This window comes from Acidovorax radicis N35, from assembly GCF_000204195.1.
Taxonomy (GTDB): domain Bacteria; phylum Pseudomonadota; class Gammaproteobacteria; order Burkholderiales; family Burkholderiaceae_C; genus Acidovorax; species Acidovorax radicis.
Genome location: NZ_AFBG01000019.1, coordinates 754,756 through 770,898, shown reverse-complemented (window position 1 = coordinate 770,898; position 16,143 = coordinate 754,756). Strand labels below are relative to the sequence as shown.

Annotated in this window: 14 protein-coding genes; 3 read left to right on the top strand and 11 right to left on the bottom strand. The window is 65.0% G+C overall.

Annotated elements, in window-relative coordinates:
- Positions 1-2: 2 nt before the first annotated feature.
- Genes ARADN35_RS0113300 through ARADN35_RS0113285 form a run of 4 tightly spaced genes read right to left on the bottom strand, consistent with a single transcriptional unit; the run spans position 3 to position 4,918 of the window.
- Positions 3-1,208: an acyl-CoA dehydrogenase family protein gene (locus ARADN35_RS0113300; protein WP_010462893.1), complete on the bottom strand. Its 1,206-nt coding sequence runs from the start codon at positions 1,206-1,208 to the stop codon at positions 3-5.
- A 4-nt stretch (positions 1,209-1,212) separates the two neighbouring features.
- On the bottom strand, positions 1,213-2,067 hold the full coding sequence (locus ARADN35_RS0113295; protein WP_010462891.1) for an enoyl-CoA hydratase family protein: 855 nt from the start codon (positions 2,065-2,067) through the stop codon (positions 1,213-1,215).
- Entirely contained in the window at positions 2,064-2,555 is a 492-nt protein-coding gene (locus ARADN35_RS0113290) for a MarR family winged helix-turn-helix transcriptional regulator (protein WP_010462889.1), read from the bottom strand. The genes ARADN35_RS0113295 and ARADN35_RS0113290 overlap by 4 nt, the downstream gene beginning before the upstream one ends.
- Positions 2,556-2,557: 2 nt before the next feature.
- Entirely contained in the window at positions 2,558-4,918 is a 2,361-nt protein-coding gene (locus ARADN35_RS0113285; RefSeq protein ID WP_010462888.1) for a bifunctional salicylyl-CoA 5-hydroxylase/oxidoreductase, read from the bottom strand.
- 112 nt (positions 4,919-5,030) lie between these two features.
- Here ARADN35_RS0113285 and ARADN35_RS0113280 point away from each other — a divergent pair, with 112 nt between their 5' ends.
- The 3 genes from ARADN35_RS0113280 (at position 5,031) to ARADN35_RS0113270 (ending at position 7,412) form a co-directional block, all read left to right on the top strand.
- Entirely contained in the window at positions 5,031-6,299 is a 1,269-nt protein-coding gene (locus ARADN35_RS0113280) for a class I SAM-dependent methyltransferase (RefSeq protein ID WP_010462886.1), read from the top strand.
- Between the two features lie 27 nt (positions 6,300-6,326).
- Complete coding sequence (locus ARADN35_RS0113275; protein WP_010462884.1) at positions 6,327-6,647, top strand: DUF1840 domain-containing protein; 321 nt, start codon at positions 6,327-6,329, stop codon at positions 6,645-6,647.
- Between the two features lie 171 nt (positions 6,648-6,818).
- Positions 6,819-7,412, top strand: coding sequence for a GyrI-like domain-containing protein (locus ARADN35_RS0113270; protein ID WP_010462882.1), 594 nt, complete (start codon positions 6,819-6,821; stop codon positions 7,410-7,412).
- Between the two features lie 132 nt (positions 7,413-7,544).
- Here ARADN35_RS0113270 and ARADN35_RS0113265 read toward each other — a convergent pair whose 3' ends face one another.
- The 7 genes from ARADN35_RS0113265 to ARADN35_RS0113235 all read right to left on the bottom strand — a co-directional run bounded on the left by ARADN35_RS0113265 (position 7,545) and on the right by ARADN35_RS0113235 (position 16,137).
- On the bottom strand, positions 7,545-8,567 hold the full coding sequence (locus ARADN35_RS0113265; RefSeq protein WP_010462881.1) for a Bug family tripartite tricarboxylate transporter substrate binding protein: 1,023 nt from the start codon (positions 8,565-8,567) through the stop codon (positions 7,545-7,547).
- 191 nt (positions 8,568-8,758) lie between these two features.
- The gene (locus ARADN35_RS0113260) at positions 8,759-9,745 is read right to left on the bottom strand and encodes a tripartite tricarboxylate transporter substrate-binding protein (RefSeq protein ID WP_010462879.1); all 987 of its coding nucleotides are present in this window, start codon (positions 9,743-9,745) and stop codon (positions 8,759-8,761) included.
- A gap of 466 nt (positions 9,746-10,211) precedes the next feature.
- On the bottom strand, positions 10,212-11,459 hold the full coding sequence (locus ARADN35_RS0113255) for a phenylacetate--CoA ligase family protein (protein WP_010462877.1): 1,248 nt from the start codon (positions 11,457-11,459) through the stop codon (positions 10,212-10,214).
- Positions 11,460-11,684: 225 nt separating this feature from the next.
- Positions 11,685-12,494 (bottom strand): ABC transporter ATP-binding protein, encoded by an 810-nt coding sequence (locus tag ARADN35_RS0113250; RefSeq protein ID WP_010462875.1) that lies wholly within the window; start codon positions 12,492-12,494, stop codon positions 11,685-11,687.
- A 234-nt stretch (positions 12,495-12,728) separates the two neighbouring features.
- Entirely contained in the window at positions 12,729-14,060 is a 1,332-nt protein-coding gene (locus tag ARADN35_RS0113245; RefSeq protein WP_010462872.1) for an ABC transporter substrate-binding protein, read from the bottom strand.
- A gap of 41 nt (positions 14,061-14,101) precedes the next feature.
- Positions 14,102-15,178, bottom strand: a complete 1,077-nt coding sequence (locus ARADN35_RS0113240; protein WP_010462870.1) for a branched-chain amino acid ABC transporter permease — start codon at positions 15,176-15,178, stop codon at positions 14,102-14,104.
- Positions 15,179-15,207: 29 nt separating this feature from the next.
- Positions 15,208-16,137 (bottom strand): branched-chain amino acid ABC transporter permease, encoded by a 930-nt coding sequence (locus ARADN35_RS0113235; protein ID WP_010462868.1) that lies wholly within the window; start codon positions 16,135-16,137, stop codon positions 15,208-15,210.
- Between the last annotated feature and the right edge of the window lie 6 nt (positions 16,138-16,143).

The window sequence follows — 16,143 nt, the reverse complement described above, 5'->3', positions numbered from 1 at the left end:
GATCACTCCTGCAAAACGGCCTTGCCGATGATGAGTTGCTGCACTTCGGTGGCGCCTTCGTAGATGCGCAGTGAGCGGATGTCGCGGTACAGCGACTCGACCTTGCTGCCGACTTCCACGCCGCGCCCGCCGTGCAGTTGCAGTGCCATGTCGATGACGCGCTGGGCGTTTTCGGTGGCGGTCATTTTTGCCATCGCGGCTTCGGCCGTGACCCGGGCCTGGCCCGTGTCGCGCAGCCAGGCCGCGCGGTAGGTCAGCAGCGCGGCGCTGTCCACCAGCGCGGCCATCTCGCCGATCTTGGCTTGGGTGAGCTGGAAGTCCGCCAGCGTCTGGCCGAACATGCGGCGCTGGCGGGCGTGGTGCACGGCCTCGGCCAGTGCGCGGCGCGCCATGCCCAGGGCGGCGGCGGCCACCGATGCGCGGAAGATGTCGAGCGTGCGCATGGCCAGTTTGAACCCGCCGTTCTCTTCACCGAGCAGTGCGGTGGCGGGTACGGTGCAGTTGCTGAACTGCAGCGTGGCCAGGGGGTGCGGCGCCATCACGTGGATGTGCTCTGAGGCATCCAGGCCCGGCGTGTCCGCGTCGACGATGAAGGCGCTGATGCCCCGCGTGCCGCCGGCGGGGTCGGTCTTGGCGAACACGCAGTAGAAGTCGGCAATGCCGCCGTTGCTGATCCAGGTCTTGGTACCGGTGAGGGAATATGAGCCAATTTGGCCACTAGCGCTTGATGGATAAGCGCTGGTAGCTATTGTTTGCATAGCGCCTACGTCAGAGCCCGCTTCGGGCTCGCTCAGCGCGAAAGCCGCGATCAGCTCGCCGCGCGCCACGCCCTGCAGGTAGTGCGCCTGCTGCGTCGGGCTGCCGGCCAGCGTGATGGCGCCGCTGCCCAGGCCCTGCATGGCAAACGCAAAGTCCGCCAGCGGCGAGTGGTAGGCCAGTGTCTCGCGCAGTACCACCAGCGCGCGCGAGTCGAGCGCGGGCAGGGCGCCGCCGTGTGCGGCGGGCACGCAGTAGCGCAGCCAGCCGCCCGCGCCCAGGCGCTGCACCCAGTCGCGGCAGGCGGCGCGGTCGTCGGTTTCATCGACCTGCTGTGCGGCAGCCCAGGGCACCAGGCCCTCGGCCAGCGCGCGGTGGGCGTCGTCGAAGAAGGGCAGGGACAGGTGCGCCGTGGAGGGCGGGCGGGGGGCCGGGGGCGTTGCAACGTGCATGGGTTCAATCTCCCTGGAACACGGGCTTTTGCTTGGCGGCAAACGCCTCGTACGCACGCCGGAAGTCTTCGGTCTGCATGCAGATCGCCTGCGCCTGCGCCTCGGCCTCGATGGCCTGCTCGATGGTCATGCTCCACTCCTGGCTGAGCATGGTCTTGGTCATGCCGTGGGCAAAGGTGGGGCCGTCGGCCAGCGTGCGCGCCGTGGCCTGCACGTTGGCCAGCAGGTCGGCGCTCTCATACAAATCGTTGAAGAAGCCCCAGGCGAGACCCTCGTGCGCTGTCATCGCGCGGCCGGTGAACAGCAGCTCGCTGGCGCGGCCCTGGCCGATCATGCGGGGCAGCAGTGCGCAGGCGCCCATGTCGGCACCGGCCAGGCCCACGCGGGTGAAGAGAAAGGCCGTTTTGGTCGCCTCGGTGCCGTAGCGCATGTCGCAGGCCAGCGCCATCATGGCGCCCGCACCGGCGCAGATGCCGTCGATGGCGCCCAGCACGGGCTGCGGGCAGGCGCGCATGGCCTTGATCAGGTCGCCCGTCATGCGCGTGAACTCCAGCAGCTCGGGCATGGTCATGGTGGTCAGCGGGCCGATGATCTCGTGCACGTCGCCGCCCGAGCAGAAGTTGCCACCCGCGCCGGTGACGACGATGGCCTTCACGTCGGTGGCAAACCGCAGCGCGTAGAAGAAGTCGCGCAGCTCCGAGTAGCTCTGGAAGGTGAGCGGATTCTTGCGGTCCGGCCGGTTGAGCGTGACGGTGCCCACGCCGCCGTCGAAGCTCCACGCAAAATGCTCGGCCACGTAGCGGGCCTCTGGGTTGAACTGCTCGCGCATGGGGTTGCTGGCCCCGATGAAGTGTTTCATTCGGCTGTCTCCAAAGAGTTGTCTTGGGTGTGTTCTTTCACCTTGCCCAGCAGGCGGTGCAAGGTGGCGATGTCGCGTTCGCCCAGCGTGGCAAACGCCTCCACGATCCACTGCTCGTGCTGGCGCGCCATGTCGTTGAACTGCTGGCGGCCTTGCGGCGTGAGGCGCACGAGGTAGGCACGGCGGTCGCCTTCCACGTCCAGGCGCTCCACCAGGCCTTCCGCCACGAGCTGGTCGGTGATGCCGGTGATGTTGCCGCTCGTCACCATCATGCGGCGGGAGAGCTCTTTCATCTTCATGCCGTCCGGCGCGCGTTCGAGCTGCGCCATCAGGTCAAAGCGCGGCAGCGTGGTGTCGAACTGCGCGCGCAGGTTGCTGCGCACCTGTTTTTCGATGAGCTGCGTGCAGGTGAGCAAACGCAGCCACAGGCGCAGCGCTTCGGGGTGCTCGCTGGGGGCAGCGCCGTGCAGGCGGGCTTCGAGGTCCATGGCTAGCCTTCTTCCTCGGGTGCTCTGCTTTTAGTAGCTGATTGCGTTTGATTGGCAAGCGTTGCGAGCTGTTTTTGCTTGGATATCTCGCGCAGCATCTGGTCGCGGCCGCTGGTGTACTGCACCGGCCAGTCGGTGTGCGTTGCGGCCACGGGGCTCAACTGCGCGGCGGCGTGCAGCGTCCAGGCCGGGTCGGCCAGGTGGGGGCGGGCAATGGCGCACAGGTCGGCGCGGCCGGCGGCAATGATGCTGTTGGCATGGTCCGCCTCGGTGATCGCACCCACGGCCATGGTGGCAATGCCCACTTCGTTGCGGATGCGGTCGGCAAACGGCGTCTGGTACATGCGGCCGTACACGGGCTTGGCGGCGCGCGTGGTCTGGCCGGACGACACGTCGATCAGGTCGGCACCCGCAGCTTTGAACAGGCGCGCAATTTCTACCGCGTCGTCGGGCGTGGTGCCGCCCGGCGCCCAGTCGTGGGCCGAGATGCGCACGGAGAGCGGCTTGTCCTCGGGCCACACGGCGCGCACGGCGGCGAACACTTCGAGCGGGTAGCGGCAGCGGTTGTCGATGCTGCCGCCGTATGCATCCGTGCGCTGGTTGGTGATGGGGCTGATGAAGCTGGCCAGCAGGTAGCCGTGTGCGCAGTGCAGTTCCAGCCAGTCGAAGCCGCAGGCCAGCGCGCGCCGGGCGCTGTCCACAAACGCGGCGGTCATCCGGTCCATGTCGGTGCGGGTCATCGCCGCAGGTGTCTGGTTCTGTTCGCCATAGGCCAGCGCGCTGGCAGCGAGCAGGGGCCAGTTGCCATGGGGCAGCGGTTCGTCCGTGCCTTCCCAGCCCACGCGCGTGGAGCCCTTGGGGCCGCTGTGGCCCAGCTGCAGGCCGATCTTGGCGGTGCTGCTGCCGTGCACGAAATGCACGATGCGCGTGAAGGCGGCCTGCTGCGCATCGTTCCACAGCCCGGTGCAGGCGGGGGTGATGCGGCCCTCGGGCGTGGGGCTGGTCATCTCCACCATCACCAGTGCCGCGCCGCCGAGGGCCCGGGCGCCCAGGTGCACCAGGTGGAAGTCCTGCGGTACGCCATCGACCGCGCTGTAGGTGGCCATGGGCGAGACGACGATGCGGTTCTTGAGGGTGACGCCCTTGAGTGTGAACGGTGTGAGCATCGGCGGCACCGCAGCCTTGCCGCCCGCCAGCCACGCTTCATAGCCCTCCAGCCACGCCGCGTCGCGCAGCCGCAGGTTCTCGTGGCTGATGCGTTGGCTGCGCGTGAGCAGCGAGTACGCGAATTGCTCGATGGGCATGCCGGTGTAGCGGCCCACGTTCTCGAACCACTCGGTGCTGTTGCGCGCGGCGTTCTGGATCTTGAGCACCTCGACGCTGCGGCGCGCCTCGTAGTGGGTGAGCACCTCGTCGATGGGCAGCCCGGTGGCGAACTCGTTGGCCAGGTCGATCGCGTCTTCGAGCGCGAGCTTGGTGCCGCTGCCGATCGAGAAGTGCGCCGTGTGCGCTGCATCGCCCATCAGCACGATGGGCACCCGCTTGCCTTGGATGGCCTCGCGGTGCACCCAGGTGTTGCAGATCACGCGCGGAAAACGAATCCAGTTGGCCGAGCCGCGCAGGTGCGTGGCGTTGCTGATGAGGGCGTTGCCGTCGAGGTACTTGGCAAACAGTTTCTCGCAGAACGCAATCGCCTCGGGCTGCTCCATGGCGTCCAGGCCATGCGCCTTCCACACTGCCTCGGGCGTTTCGATGATGAAGGTGGAGGTATCGGCATCGAACTGGTAGGCATGCGCCTGGAACCAGCCGTGCTCCGTCTGCTCGAAAGCAAACGTAAAAGCATCGAGTTTTTTGTGTGTGCCCAGCCACACAAATCGGCACTGGCGCAGGTCGATGTCGGGCTGGTAGGTGGCGGCGTAGCGGGTGCGGATGCGGCTGTTGAGGCCGTCACTGGCGATGACTAGGTCGGCGCCGTACTGCGCGGCCAGCGCCTGGTCGTCGGCCACATCGGTCTCGAACACCAGCTCCACGCCCACCGCCAGGCAGCGGTCCTGCAGGATGTTGAGCAGCCGCTTGCGCCCGATGCCACAAAAGCCGTGGCCCGAGGAGCGCACGCTGCGGCCCTTGAAGAACACCTCGATGTCGTCCCAGTGGTTGAACGCATCGCCGATGAGCGCGGCCGAGGGCGCGTCGGCCGCGCGCAGGTTGTCGAGCGTCTGGTCGGACAGCACCACGCCCCAGCCGAAGGTGTCAAAGGGCCGGTTGCGTTCCACCACCGTGACCCGGTGGGCAGGGTTTTGCTGCTTCATGAGCAGTGCGAAGTACAGGCCTGCGGGCCCGCCGCCAATGCAGAGGATGTTCATGGGAAAATAGTTTAGGCTTAAACAAAATACTGTCAATGGGGCGTTCCCGGCGAAACCCTGCTGCCGGCGCGGGGTGTTGACGCAGTGCAGCAATCTTTTCAAGATGTGTTGCATGAAGCACTTGCTGCACACCCTGGAGGGGCGGCTGGCGACCTTGCCGGTGCCCATGGCCGTTCAGTTGCCGGCTGGCCAGCAGCTGGGCGCGCCCGAGCCTGCCGTCACCTTGCGGTTTCGCGACCGCATGGCGCTGGTGGCGCTGGCTACGGGCGAGATCGGCAACGTGGGCGCGGCCATCGTGGAAGGGCGGGTAGCGCTCGAAGGGGGCATGCGCGACCTGATGGCTGCCGCTGCGGGGTTGCTCACGCGCGACCCTGCCCGCGACCAGCACCACGGCTGGTGGCAGCGTGTGCTGGCCCGGGCGCGTTCCATGGCGGTGCACACGCTGGCGCACGATGCGCGCCATGTGCAGTTTCACTACGACCTGTCGGACGACTTCTATGCGCTGTGGCTGGACCCGCGCCGCGTCTACTCGTGCGCCTATTACCGTTCACCGGACCTGACGCTCGCCCAGGCCCAGGAGGCCAAGCTCGATCACATCTGCCGCAAGCTGCAGCTGCAACCCGGGGACCGCTTTCTGGACATTGGCGCGGGCTGGGGTGGCCTGCTGCTGTGGGCGGCTGAGCACTACGGCGTGGATGCCACGGGCATCACGCTCTCGCGCAACCAGCATGCGCATGTGGAGCGGCTCATTGGCGAGCGCGGGCTGCAGGGGCGCGTGCGGATGCAGCTGGTGGACTACCGCGAGCTGCAGGTGGAAAAGCCCTTCGACAAGATCGCCTCGATCGGCATGTTCGAGCATGTGGGCCGCGCGCAGATGCCGCGTTACTTCGAGACGGTGGCGCGCCTGCTGCGGCCCGGCGGGCTGGTGCTGAACCACGGCATCACGGCGGGCGGCGCGGACAACGCGCAGCTGGGTGCGGGCATGGGTGATTTCATCGAGCAATACATCTTCCCAGGGGGGGAGTTGGTCCATGTGGGCGCGGTGCTGCACGACACGGCCCGTGCTGGCCTGGAGATGGTGGACACCGAGAACCTGCGACCACACTACGCCCGCACGCTGTGGGCGTGGTCTGACGCTCTGGAAGCACAATTGCCTGCGGCGCGCGAAGTGCTCGCCGCACAGTCCGGCGCAGAGCAGGGTGATAAGGTATTGCGTGCGTACCGCTTGTACCTGGCGGGCAGTGCCCTGGGGTTCGAGCGTGGCTGGATGGCCCTGCACCAGATGCTGGCCGCCAAGCCCGACGGCCAGGTGGCCACGGGGGCCATGCCCGGCGCACAATCCGACTATCCATTCACCCGCGACTACATTTACGCGGGCTGAAAACCGCACCAAGGAAAACGCTTCGCCATGCTCTACAAATTCAAGTCCCGCGCCGCCGCCGATCTGATCATGCTGGAGCCACAGGGCCGCCAGATCCTGCAGATCATCGGCAAGACACCTGGCGCCAATGGCATCGTGACCGCTGCGCAGATTCCTGGCGCCATTGCCGCACTGGAGGCCGCCGTGCTGGCCAGCGAGGCCCAGCCACCGGTGGCCGAGGGCCAGGAAGACGAGGACGAACAAGGCGGCGGTGTGGATGCGGTGCGGCTGCGCCAGCGGGCTGCGCCGTTCATCGAGATGCTGCGCAAGAGCGCCGCCGAAGAGGCGGATGTGGTCTGGGGGGTGTGAGCCTGCGAATGGCGCCCGGGGGCCATCAACCGTCGGGACTCAGCGCGATGTTCACGTCGGTTTTTTGCAAAAGGGGCGGCCTCCAAAAAGAAGCGGACGCATCGCTGAAAAAATCAGGCGGCGCTTCTGGCGCCCCCGCATCCATGGGCCGAGCAAGTGTCAAAAATTGACTTGAAAAAAGAGCTGAAGTCTCTGTACCAACCCTCGCACAAGAGCGTGGTGGAAGTGGAGGTGCCCACGTTCAACTTCCTGATGATCGACGGCACAGGGGACCCCACCACGTCGGAGCCCTATGCGCAGGCCGTGGAAGCCTTGTTCGCGGTGTCGTACACCGCCAAATTCATGGTCAAGAAGGGTGTGGACGCCGTCGACTATGCAGTGATGCCGCTGGAAGGCCTGTGGTGGGCGGATGACATGTCAGCTTTTGTTGCCAACGACAGGGCCCAGTGGCAATGGACGATGATGATCATGCAGCCTGCCTTGGTACCGCAGGATGTGATCTCCGAGGCCATGGCCGAGGTGAAGCGAAAGAAGAAATTGCCGGGCGTGGATCGCATGCGGCTGGAGGCCTTTGCTGAAGGGCGTTGTGCGCAGGTGTTGCACATCGGTCCCTTTTCGGAGGAGGGGCCGGTCATCGAGCGCCTTCACGGGTTCATCGACGCGCAGGCGGTGAGGGCGGGCAAGCACCACGAGATCTATCTCAGCGACATCCGCAGGGCGACCCCCGAGAAATGGAAGACCATCATCCGCCATCCCATGGCGTGACAGACGCAATCTTGTGGGCATGGCGTTCATGGGCGCACGCGGAGCACAAGGCCTGAGGCGTCTCCTTGTGATGCCCTGTGGCCAGATAGCCGCAGGCCCGAGGCGTGGGGTGCAGACGGGTTGTGGCGTCCGCTAGTCCACTTTTGCGCCCGACGTCTTCACCACCTGCGCCCATTTCTTGTGCTCGTTGTCGATGTGCTTGGCGAACTCGGCCGGCGTATTGCCGCCCGGGATCGCACCCTGGGCCAGGAGCCGTTCCTTCATCGCGGGTGTGGCCAGCGACTTGGCCACCTCCTGCTGGATACGGTTCACGACGTCCTGCGGCGTGCCAGCGGGGGCCAGAAGACCAAACCACGAACTTGCCTCGTAGCCCTTGAGCGTCGGGCCACCGGCCTGCTCGACGGTGGGCACATCCGGCAACGCGCTGGAGCGCTGCGAACTGGTCACTGCCAGGGCCGTTAGCTTGCCCGCCTTGATCTGTGCCATGGACGAAGGCAGGTTGTCGAACATCACGTCCGCGTTGCCTGCCACCATGTCCAGCAGTGCCGGGCCCGAGCCCCGGTAGGGCAAGTGCAGCATGAAGGTGCCCGTTATGCTCTTGAACAACTCGCCTGCAAGGTGGATCGAGGTGCCATTGCCGCTGGAGGCCATGTTCATCTTGCCGGGGCTGGCCTTGGCCACGCGGATGAAGTCTTGCACGCTGGTGATGCCCTGGGCCTTGGCCTTATCGGCGTTCATCACCATCACGTTGGGCACGGCGGCCACCAGCGTGATGGGCACAAAGTCCTTGATGGGGTCGTAGGGCAGCTTGGCATACAGCGCGCGGTTGATGCCGTGCGTGCCCACAGTGCCCATGAGCAGGGTGTATCCGTCGCCGGGTGATTTGGCCACGATCTCTGCACCCACATTGCCACCGGCTCCGGCACGGTTGTCCACGAAGAACTGCTGGCCGAAGGCGCGCGTGAGTTCCGGTGCCATGGCGCGTGCCAGGATGTCGGTGGTGCCGCCAGGGGCAAAGGGCACGACGATGCGCACGGGCTTGGTGGGCCAGGCCGCTTGGGCATGGGCGCCGTGCAGCCCGGGTGCTGCGCAGCCCAGTGCGAGCATGCCCAGGGTGGCAATGGTGCGGCGGCGTTCACGGGCGAGCCATGTCATGCGGGGGTCCTTTCGTCGGTCGTGTGGGGGTGCTGTCTGTTCTACGCGGTGCCTGTGAATTGGTGCAGGTGGATAACCCCAAGGCCGACCATGGCGTGTGGCGGATTTCATCCGTAAAAAAGCCGCCTTGACCCTGGGGGCCGAGGCGGCTTGCGAATCAATTACCTGGTGATCTGCAGCGAGAAGAGGGATCAGTCTGCGTAGGTGCCCGCAGCCTTGATCACCGCGCCCCATTTGTCGATCTCGGCCTGCACAAACTTCTTGTGCTCGGCAGGTTCCATGCGCTTGTCGGTGACGACCACAGCGCCCAGGCCTTCCTGCTTCTTGATGAAGTCGGGGTCTTTCAGGGCGATCTTGAGGGCTTCATTGATCTTGGTAACGACCGGTGCCGGCGTGCCCTTGGGGGCGTACAGGCCGTGCCAGATGCTGACGTTGAAGTCCTTCAGGCCCGACTCCGCCAGGGTGGGCAGATCCTTCAGGGCCGGGGTGGACAGGCGTTTGGTGGTGGTCACGGCATAGGCCTTGACCTTCTTGCTCTCGATCTGCGGCGTGGTGTTGGTGGTCTGGTCACACAGCAGGTCGATCTGGCCGCCGATCAGGTCGGTGATGGCGGGGGCAGTGCCCTTGTAGGGCACGGGGGTCATGTCCACCTGCATGGCGCTCTGGAACATCAGGCCGCACAGGTGCGACGCTGCGCCCAGGCCCGCGTTGCCCAGGTTGATCTTGCCCTTGTTCTGCTGAATCCAGGCCGTCAGTTCCTTGAAGTTGTTCGCGGGCATGGTGGGCCGTGCGATCAGCGTCATGGGCACATCGTTGACCATGCCCAGGTATTCAAAGTCGTTGGGTACGCTGAAGGCGAGCTTGCGGTACAGCGCGGGCATGGTGGACATGCCGATGTGATTGAGCAGCAGGGTGTAGCCGTCCGGTGCGGCGCGGGCGACGCGTGCAGCGCCGATCGAGCTGCCGGCACCGGCCGTGTTGTCCACCACCACGGTGGCGCCCAGGGGCTTGCGCAGGGCTTCGGCCAGATCACGTGCCACGCGGTCGGTCGGGCCTCCGGCAGCAAAAGGAACCACGATAGTGACGGTCTTGTCCTTGGCGGGATAGTCTTGGGCGCTGGCGCCAAAAGCGGTGGCTGCGGCCGCGGCGATCAGTGCAAGTTTCAGAGTTTTTTTCATGGGTTGCTCCTGTGAATGACGGGCCATGATAGCGAGGGGGGTTTGCGGGAACATTGCGGATATTACGTAGCACACCGGTGGCATGGTCTTTAAGTAAAACAGGCTCGTGGCGCTTATCTGGAAAGCGTTGTGTGCTATTAATATATGAGCAATGCTAGGGTAAACACTGCGGCCTGGCGCCGCGCGAAGTGGGCACTTCTTGCGCTGCCGCAAACCACCGGATGGAGCGGAAAGTACCCACGTTTGCGCGCATTTGCAGCGCGCCCATACCCCTCATCGTCGAAACAGGCGTGGCCCAACGCCAGCGCCACCGTGGAACTGGCTTTGCCAAGCCACGGGTGGCGTCCCCCTCCGGGGCTGAGGAGCTGCGGTTCCGAGCCTGCCTGCGCGGGCTTGGACTGCTCCGAAGGGCTGCCGCATCTGGTGGCCGCACCGAGGCGCCGAAAGGCGGCACAGGGTGTGCTGCCTACTTATAACTGCGTGCGTCCTCAATGACCTTGCCATCGTTGGGCAGAGTGCCCGGGGCCACCATCTGCACGTCGCCACGCAGCTTGGTCACTTCGCGGATGGCGTCGCCCAGCTGGCGCGCCAGGCCTTCGGCGGTTTCCACGGTTTCCACCTGCAGCACCATCTGGTCGTTGGCCATCTCGCCGCTGACCACCAGGCGTGCGCGCAGCACCTGCGGAAAGCGCCGTGCGATGGTCGCGATCTGGCCGGGGTGCACGAACATGCCGCGCACCTTGGTCGTCTGGTCGGCGCGGCCCATCCAGCCTTTGATGCGCGTGTTGGTGCGGCCCGTGGGGCAGGTGCCTGGCAGCACGGCCGAGAGGTCGCCGGTGCCAAAGCGGATCAGCGGGTAGTCGGGGTTGAGCGTGGTCACCACCAGCTCGCCCACCTCGCCCTCGGGCACCGGGTCGCCGGTACCGGGGCGCACGATCTCGACGATCACGCCTTCGTCGAGCACCAGGCCTTCCCGCGCGCTGGTCTCGTACGCGATCAGGCCGAGGTCGGCCGTGGCGTAGCACTGGTAGCCCGCGATGCCGCGCTCGGTAAACCAGTCGCGCAGCGAGGGCGGAAAGGCTTCGCCGGACACCAGGGCCTTGTTCACCGTGGGCAGCGCCACGCCCATCTCGGCAGCCTTTTCGACAATGATCTTGAGAAAGCTGGGCGTGCCGATATAACCCGCAGGTTGCAGCTCGGCCATGGCCTGCACCTGTTGCTCGGTCTGGCCCGTGCCACCCGCAAACACCGTGCAGCCCAGCGCGTGGGCGCCGGTTTCCATGATCGAGCCTGCGGGCACGAAGTGGTAGCTGAAGCTGTTGTGGATCAGCTCGCCGGGCCGAAAACCTGCCGCGTAGATGGCGCGCGCCATGCGCCAGTAATCGCGGCGCGTGCCCTCCGGTTCGTAGATGGTGCCGGGGCTGGCGAACACGCGCGGCATGCCCGCGCCAAAGCCCAGCGCCGAAAACCCGCCGAATACATTGCTCGCGCGCTGCGCTTGCTGGCGCTCCAGCAGCTCGTACTTGCGCGTGACGGGCAGCTGCGCCAGTGCCGCGCGGGTCGTGACTGCCGACGCATCGACGCCAGCCAAGATGCCCGCAAATGCGGGCGACGCCGCCTGGGCGTGGGCCACCTGGGTGGGCAGAGCGGCAAGCAGTGCGGCCTCGCGCGCTGAAGGGTCGCGGGTTTCCAGGGCGTCGTAAAACGTGCTCATGCCATGGGTTCCTATGCGGTGGTTGTGAATGAAATGGGCCTCTAGCGCTTGTCCATAAAGCGCAAGCAGCTATGAAAAAAGGAGTTCTGATCTATCTTTGCCATCTGTGGCGCAATCGTTGCCACCGTCGTGGCCCCCTCCCAGCGCACCCGTGGATCTGGCTCTGCCAGCCCACTGGGTGCGTCCCCCTGAGGGGGAAGGCGCGCCAGCGCCACAGGGGGCACGTCAGGCCAGCCAGCGCTTGCGGCGCTTGTAGCTCTTCACATCCTTGAAGCTCTTGCGCTCCCCGCCCCCCACGCCCAGGTAGAACTCCTTGACGTCCTCGTTGTTGGCCAGGTCGCTCGCGGCGCCGTCCATCACCACGCGGCCGCTTTCCATGATGTAGCCGTAGTCCGAATACTTGAGGGCCATGTTGGTGTTCTGCTCGGCCAGCAGAAAGGTGACCTTCTCCTTGGTGTTCAGGTCCTTCACGATGTTGAACACCTCTTCGACGATCTGCGGCGCCAGGCCCATGGAGGGCTCGTCGAGCAGCACCATGCTGGGGTTGGCCATCAACGCGCGGCCGATGGCGCACATCTGCTGCTCGCCGCCCGACGTGTATGCCGCCTGCGAGGTGCGGCGCGTCTTGAGGCGCGGAAAGTAGTTGTAGACCTTCTCCAGATTGGCCGCGATCTCGGCCTTGCTGGTGCGGGTGTACGAGCCCGTCATCAGATTCTCTTCAATGGTCAGGTGGGCAAAACAATGCCGCCCCTCCATCACCTGCACAACGCCGCGATTGACGAGGTCGGCAGGCGAGAGGTTTTCGATGCGCTCGCCGCGCAGCTCGATCGAGCCCTTGGTGACCGCGCCGCGCTCCCCCTGCAGCAGGTTGGAGATGGCGCGCAATGTGGTCGTCTTGCCCGCCCCGTTGCCCCCCAGGATGGCCACGATGGAGCCCTGCGGCACCTGCAAGGAGACACCCTTGAGCACCAGGATCACGTGGTTGTAGATGACCTCGATGCCGTTGACGTTGAGAACGATGTTTTTCGGTTCCATGATGTTGCCTTCGCTGTGCCAATCCAAAGAGCTGCTGTTGCACAACCCTTTGGATTGGCGGCTGCCCCGCGTGGGAGCAACCGCTTCGTCACCGGCCGTTGATACGGTCGCCGCCCAATGCCAGGGCCACCGTGCAAGGGCCACCCCGCCGCACCGGTGGCGTCCCCCTTCCCGAATCGCGCAGCGATTCGGGAAGGGGGAAGGCGCGTCAGCGCCTCAGGGGGATGTACCGAATCAAGACTGGCAGTCCGCCGGAGTGCGCGGCGTCAGTTTCTTCTCGGCCGCGTACTTGGCTGCAATGGACTTCACCAGCGGCTTGAGGATCTGCTCATCGGCCTGCAACCAATCGGACGTGAACTTCCAGGCCTTGCCGTCCCAGGTGTGAATGCGGGCCCAGGCGGCGCCCATGTGGTCGGTGCACGAGGTGCTGATGGGGCGCATCACGCCTGCGAAGCCCAGGGCATCCAGCTTGGGTTGCGTGAGGTTCAGGTTTTCCAGGCCCCAGCGCACTTGTTCGCCGTTCATGACCTTGCCCTTGCCAAAACGGTCCTGCGCAGCGCGGATGCCTTCCACACCCAGCATCGCGCTCATGGCGCCACGCATGTACAGCACTTGCCCGACTTCGTCCTTGGGTCCCGTGCCCTGGCCCTTGTCGTGCAACTGGGCAAGCACCTCCTTGACCAGCTTGGACTGGGGCTCCGCACCGTGCTGCATGGCCACAGCGTTGTAGCCCTTGGCACCGTCGCCCAGGTCCTTCACATCGGGTTCGGCGCCGGACCACCACGCTCCATACATCTTCTCGCGCGGGTAGCCAGTGGCCTGTGCTTCCTTGATGGCGGTGGAGTTCATCACGCCCCAGCCCCACAGGGCGACATAGTCAGGGCGCGACTGGCGGATCTGCAGCCAGGTGGATTTTTGTTCCACGCCAGGGGCGGTCACGGGCAGCAATTGCAGCTCAAAGCCATGCATCTTCGCCCGTTCCTGCAACATGGGGATGGGCTCCTTGCCGTAGGGGCTGTCGTGGTAGACCAGGGCAATCTTCTTGCCCTTGAGCTTGTCGAGGCCGCCTTCCTTTTTGCCAATGTCCTGCACGATGGCGTCGGCAGCTACCCAGTAGTTTCCGGCCAGCGGAAAATTCCATTTGAAGATGGTGCCATCGGCCGCTTCGCTGCGGCCGTAGCCGATCGTCACCAGAGGGACCTTGTCGGTAGGGGCCTTCTCGGTAATCGCGTAGGTTGCGCCAGTGGACAGGGGCTGCACCAGAGCGGCACCGCCGTTTTTACCCTTCAAGCGCTCATAGCATTCCACGCTGCGTGCTGTGTCGTAGCCGGTTTCGCACTCTTCAAACGTCAGCTTCACACTGTTGATACCGCCACGGGCGTTCACCAGCTTGAGGTAGTCCACGTAGCCATTGGCCCAGGGCGCACCGTTAGGGCCGTAGGGGCCGGTTCGGTACGACAGCACGGGAATGAACTGTTCTTTGGGCTGCGCGAAAGCGCTGGTGCTCACCGCCGAGGCGCCTGCAGCGACCACTGCGGCAGCAATCACGAGTTTCGAAAGCTTCATGGATGTCTCCTTTGGATGAATGTGTTGAAGCACGAGGGAAATCAGTGGGGGAAAGGCCAAAGACGCAGCTTCTGCTTACCCATGGACCACAGCTTGGCCAGGCCATGGGGCTCCACGATGAGGAACCACACGATCAGGCCGCCAAAAATCATCAGCTCGGCGTGCGATATGCCGGCGGTGGAGATGCTGATGCCAAACAGACCCAGGAACAGTGGCAGAAACTGGTTCAGCGCAATGGGCAGCACCACGATGAAGGCCGCGCCAAAGAAGCTGCCCATGATGGAGCCCATGCCGCCGATGATCACCATGAACAGCAGCCGGAACGACATGTCTACCGAGAACGCGCCGGGCTCCCAGGCGCCCAGGTAGACGAAGGCCCACAGGCCACCGGCCACGCCGACGATGAAGGAGCTGACGGCAAACGCGCTGAGCTTGGCGTACATGGGGCGGATGCCAATCACCGCCGCTGCCACGTCCATGTCGCGGATGGCCATCCACTCGCGGCCAATGGCGCCGCGCACCAGGTTTTTGGCAAGCAAGGCCACGATGACCAGGATCGCCAGGCAGAACAGGTACTTGCTGGTGGCGCTCTCAATGGGCAAACCAAACACCTGCAGGTTGGACACCGAGATCGCGCCCGAGGGCGTGTCGAGCGTGAACCACTTGATGCGCAGGAACATCCAGTCGCTGAAGAACTGCGCCGCCAGGGTGGCCACCGCAAGGTACAGCCCCTTCACACGCAGGCTGGGCAGTCCGAACAGGATGCCGAAGAACGTGGCACACAGGCCGCCCAGGATGAGCGCGGGGATCAGCGGCAAGCCCGGCAGCCGCATGAAAAAGTTGTAGGCGCCATAGGCCCCCACCGCCATGAAGGCACCCGAGCCCAGCGAGATCTGGCCGCAGTAGCCCACCAGGATGTTTACGCCCAGGGCCGCCAGCGACATGATCACGAACGGGATCAGGATGGCGCGAAAGAAGTAGTCGCTGGAGAGCATGGGCACAGCCACAAAGGCCACGGCCAGCAGCAGCGCGATCATGATGCGGTCCTGCGCGATCGGGAAGATCTGCTGATCGGCCCGGTAGCTGGTTTTGAACTGACCATTTTCACGGTAGAGCATGTGGTTCTCCTTGTTGTTCTTGCTATGGGTTACACACGATCAATGATCTTCTCGCCGAATAGCCCCTGAGGCCTGAACAGCAGGAACACCAATGCAAGCGCATACGCAAACCAGATCTCGATGCCCCCGCCGACAAACGGCCCCAGGTACACCTCGGACAGCTTCTCGCCCACGCCGATGATCAGCCCGCCGATGATGGCGCCGGGTACGGAGGTCAAGCCGCCCAGGATCACCACGGGCAGTGCACGCAGCGCCACGGTGGCCAGCGAGAACTGCACCCCCATCTTGCTGCCCCAGATCATCCCGGCCACCAGGGCCACCACACCGGCCACACACCACACGATCACCCAGATGCGGTTGAGCGGAATGCCGATGGACTGGGCGGCCTGGTGGTCGTCGGCCACGGCGCGCAGGGCGCGGCCGGTGGAGGTCTTTTGGAAGAACAGGGAGAGGGCCACCACCAGCGCAGCGGCGATGGCGGCGGCGATCACGTCTTCCTTGTTGATCAGAATGCCGCCGGGGAACAGGTTGTCCAGAGCGAACAGCGGCTCCTTGGGCATGCCGATGTCGATTTTGTAAATGTTGCCGCCAAAGAGGGTCTGGCCCAGGCCTTCAATGAAATAGGCAATGCCCAGTGTGGCCATGAGCAGCGTGGCGCCTTCCTGATTGACGAGGTGGCGCAGCACCATGCGTTCGATCACCCAGGCCACCACAAACATCACCGCGCCTGCCAGCACAAAGGCGATCAGGTTGGCTGCAATCTTGTTGTCCAGTCCGGTCCACTGGGGGATCCACTCGGCAAAACGTGCCATGGCGAGGGCCGCAAACAGCACCATCGCGCCCTGCGCAAAGTTGAACACGCCCGAGGCCTTGTAGATCAGTACAAAGCCCAGCGCCACCAGCGAATACAGCATGCCGGCCATGAGGCCGCCCAGCAGTGTTTCCAGAAAAAATCCCATGTCTTA

What these genes read in the sequence shown, in the direction of transcription:
- ARADN35_RS0113300 (WP_010462893.1), bottom strand. Translation starts at nt 1,208, where the DNA reads ATGCACGTTGCAACGCCCCCGGCCCCCCGCCCGCCCTCCACGGCGCAC.
- ARADN35_RS0113295 (WP_010462891.1), bottom strand. Translation starts at nt 2,067, where the DNA reads ATGAAACACTTCATCGGGGCCAGCAACCCCATGCGCGAGCAGTTCAAC.
- ARADN35_RS0113290 (WP_010462889.1), bottom strand. Translation starts at nt 2,555, where the DNA reads ATGGACCTCGAAGCCCGCCTGCACGGCGCTGCCCCCAGCGAGCACCCC.
- ARADN35_RS0113285 (WP_010462888.1), bottom strand. Translation starts at nt 4,918, where the DNA reads ATGAACATCCTCTGCATTGGCGGCGGGCCCGCAGGCCTGTACTTCGCA.
- ARADN35_RS0113280 (WP_010462886.1), top strand. Translation starts at nt 5,031, where the DNA reads ATGAAGCACTTGCTGCACACCCTGGAGGGGCGGCTGGCGACCTTGCCG.
- ARADN35_RS0113275 (WP_010462884.1), top strand. Translation starts at nt 6,327, where the DNA reads ATGCTCTACAAATTCAAGTCCCGCGCCGCCGCCGATCTGATCATGCTG.
- ARADN35_RS0113265 (WP_010462881.1), bottom strand. Translation starts at nt 8,567, where the DNA reads ATGACATGGCTCGCCCGTGAACGCCGCCGCACCATTGCCACCCTGGGC.
- ARADN35_RS0113260 (WP_010462879.1), bottom strand. Translation starts at nt 9,745, where the DNA reads ATGAAAAAAACTCTGAAACTTGCACTGATCGCCGCGGCCGCAGCCACC.
- ARADN35_RS0113255 (WP_010462877.1), bottom strand. Translation starts at nt 11,459, where the DNA reads ATGAGCACGTTTTACGACGCCCTGGAAACCCGCGACCCTTCAGCGCGC.
- ARADN35_RS0113250 (WP_010462875.1), bottom strand. Translation starts at nt 12,494, where the DNA reads ATGGAACCGAAAAACATCGTTCTCAACGTCAACGGCATCGAGGTCATC.
- ARADN35_RS0113245 (WP_010462872.1), bottom strand. Translation starts at nt 14,060, where the DNA reads ATGAAGCTTTCGAAACTCGTGATTGCTGCCGCAGTGGTCGCTGCAGGC.
- ARADN35_RS0113240 (WP_010462870.1), bottom strand. Translation starts at nt 15,178, where the DNA reads ATGCTCTACCGTGAAAATGGTCAGTTCAAAACCAGCTACCGGGCCGAT.
- ARADN35_RS0113235 (WP_010462868.1), bottom strand. Translation starts at nt 16,137, where the DNA reads ATGGGATTTTTTCTGGAAACACTGCTGGGCGGCCTCATGGCCGGCATG.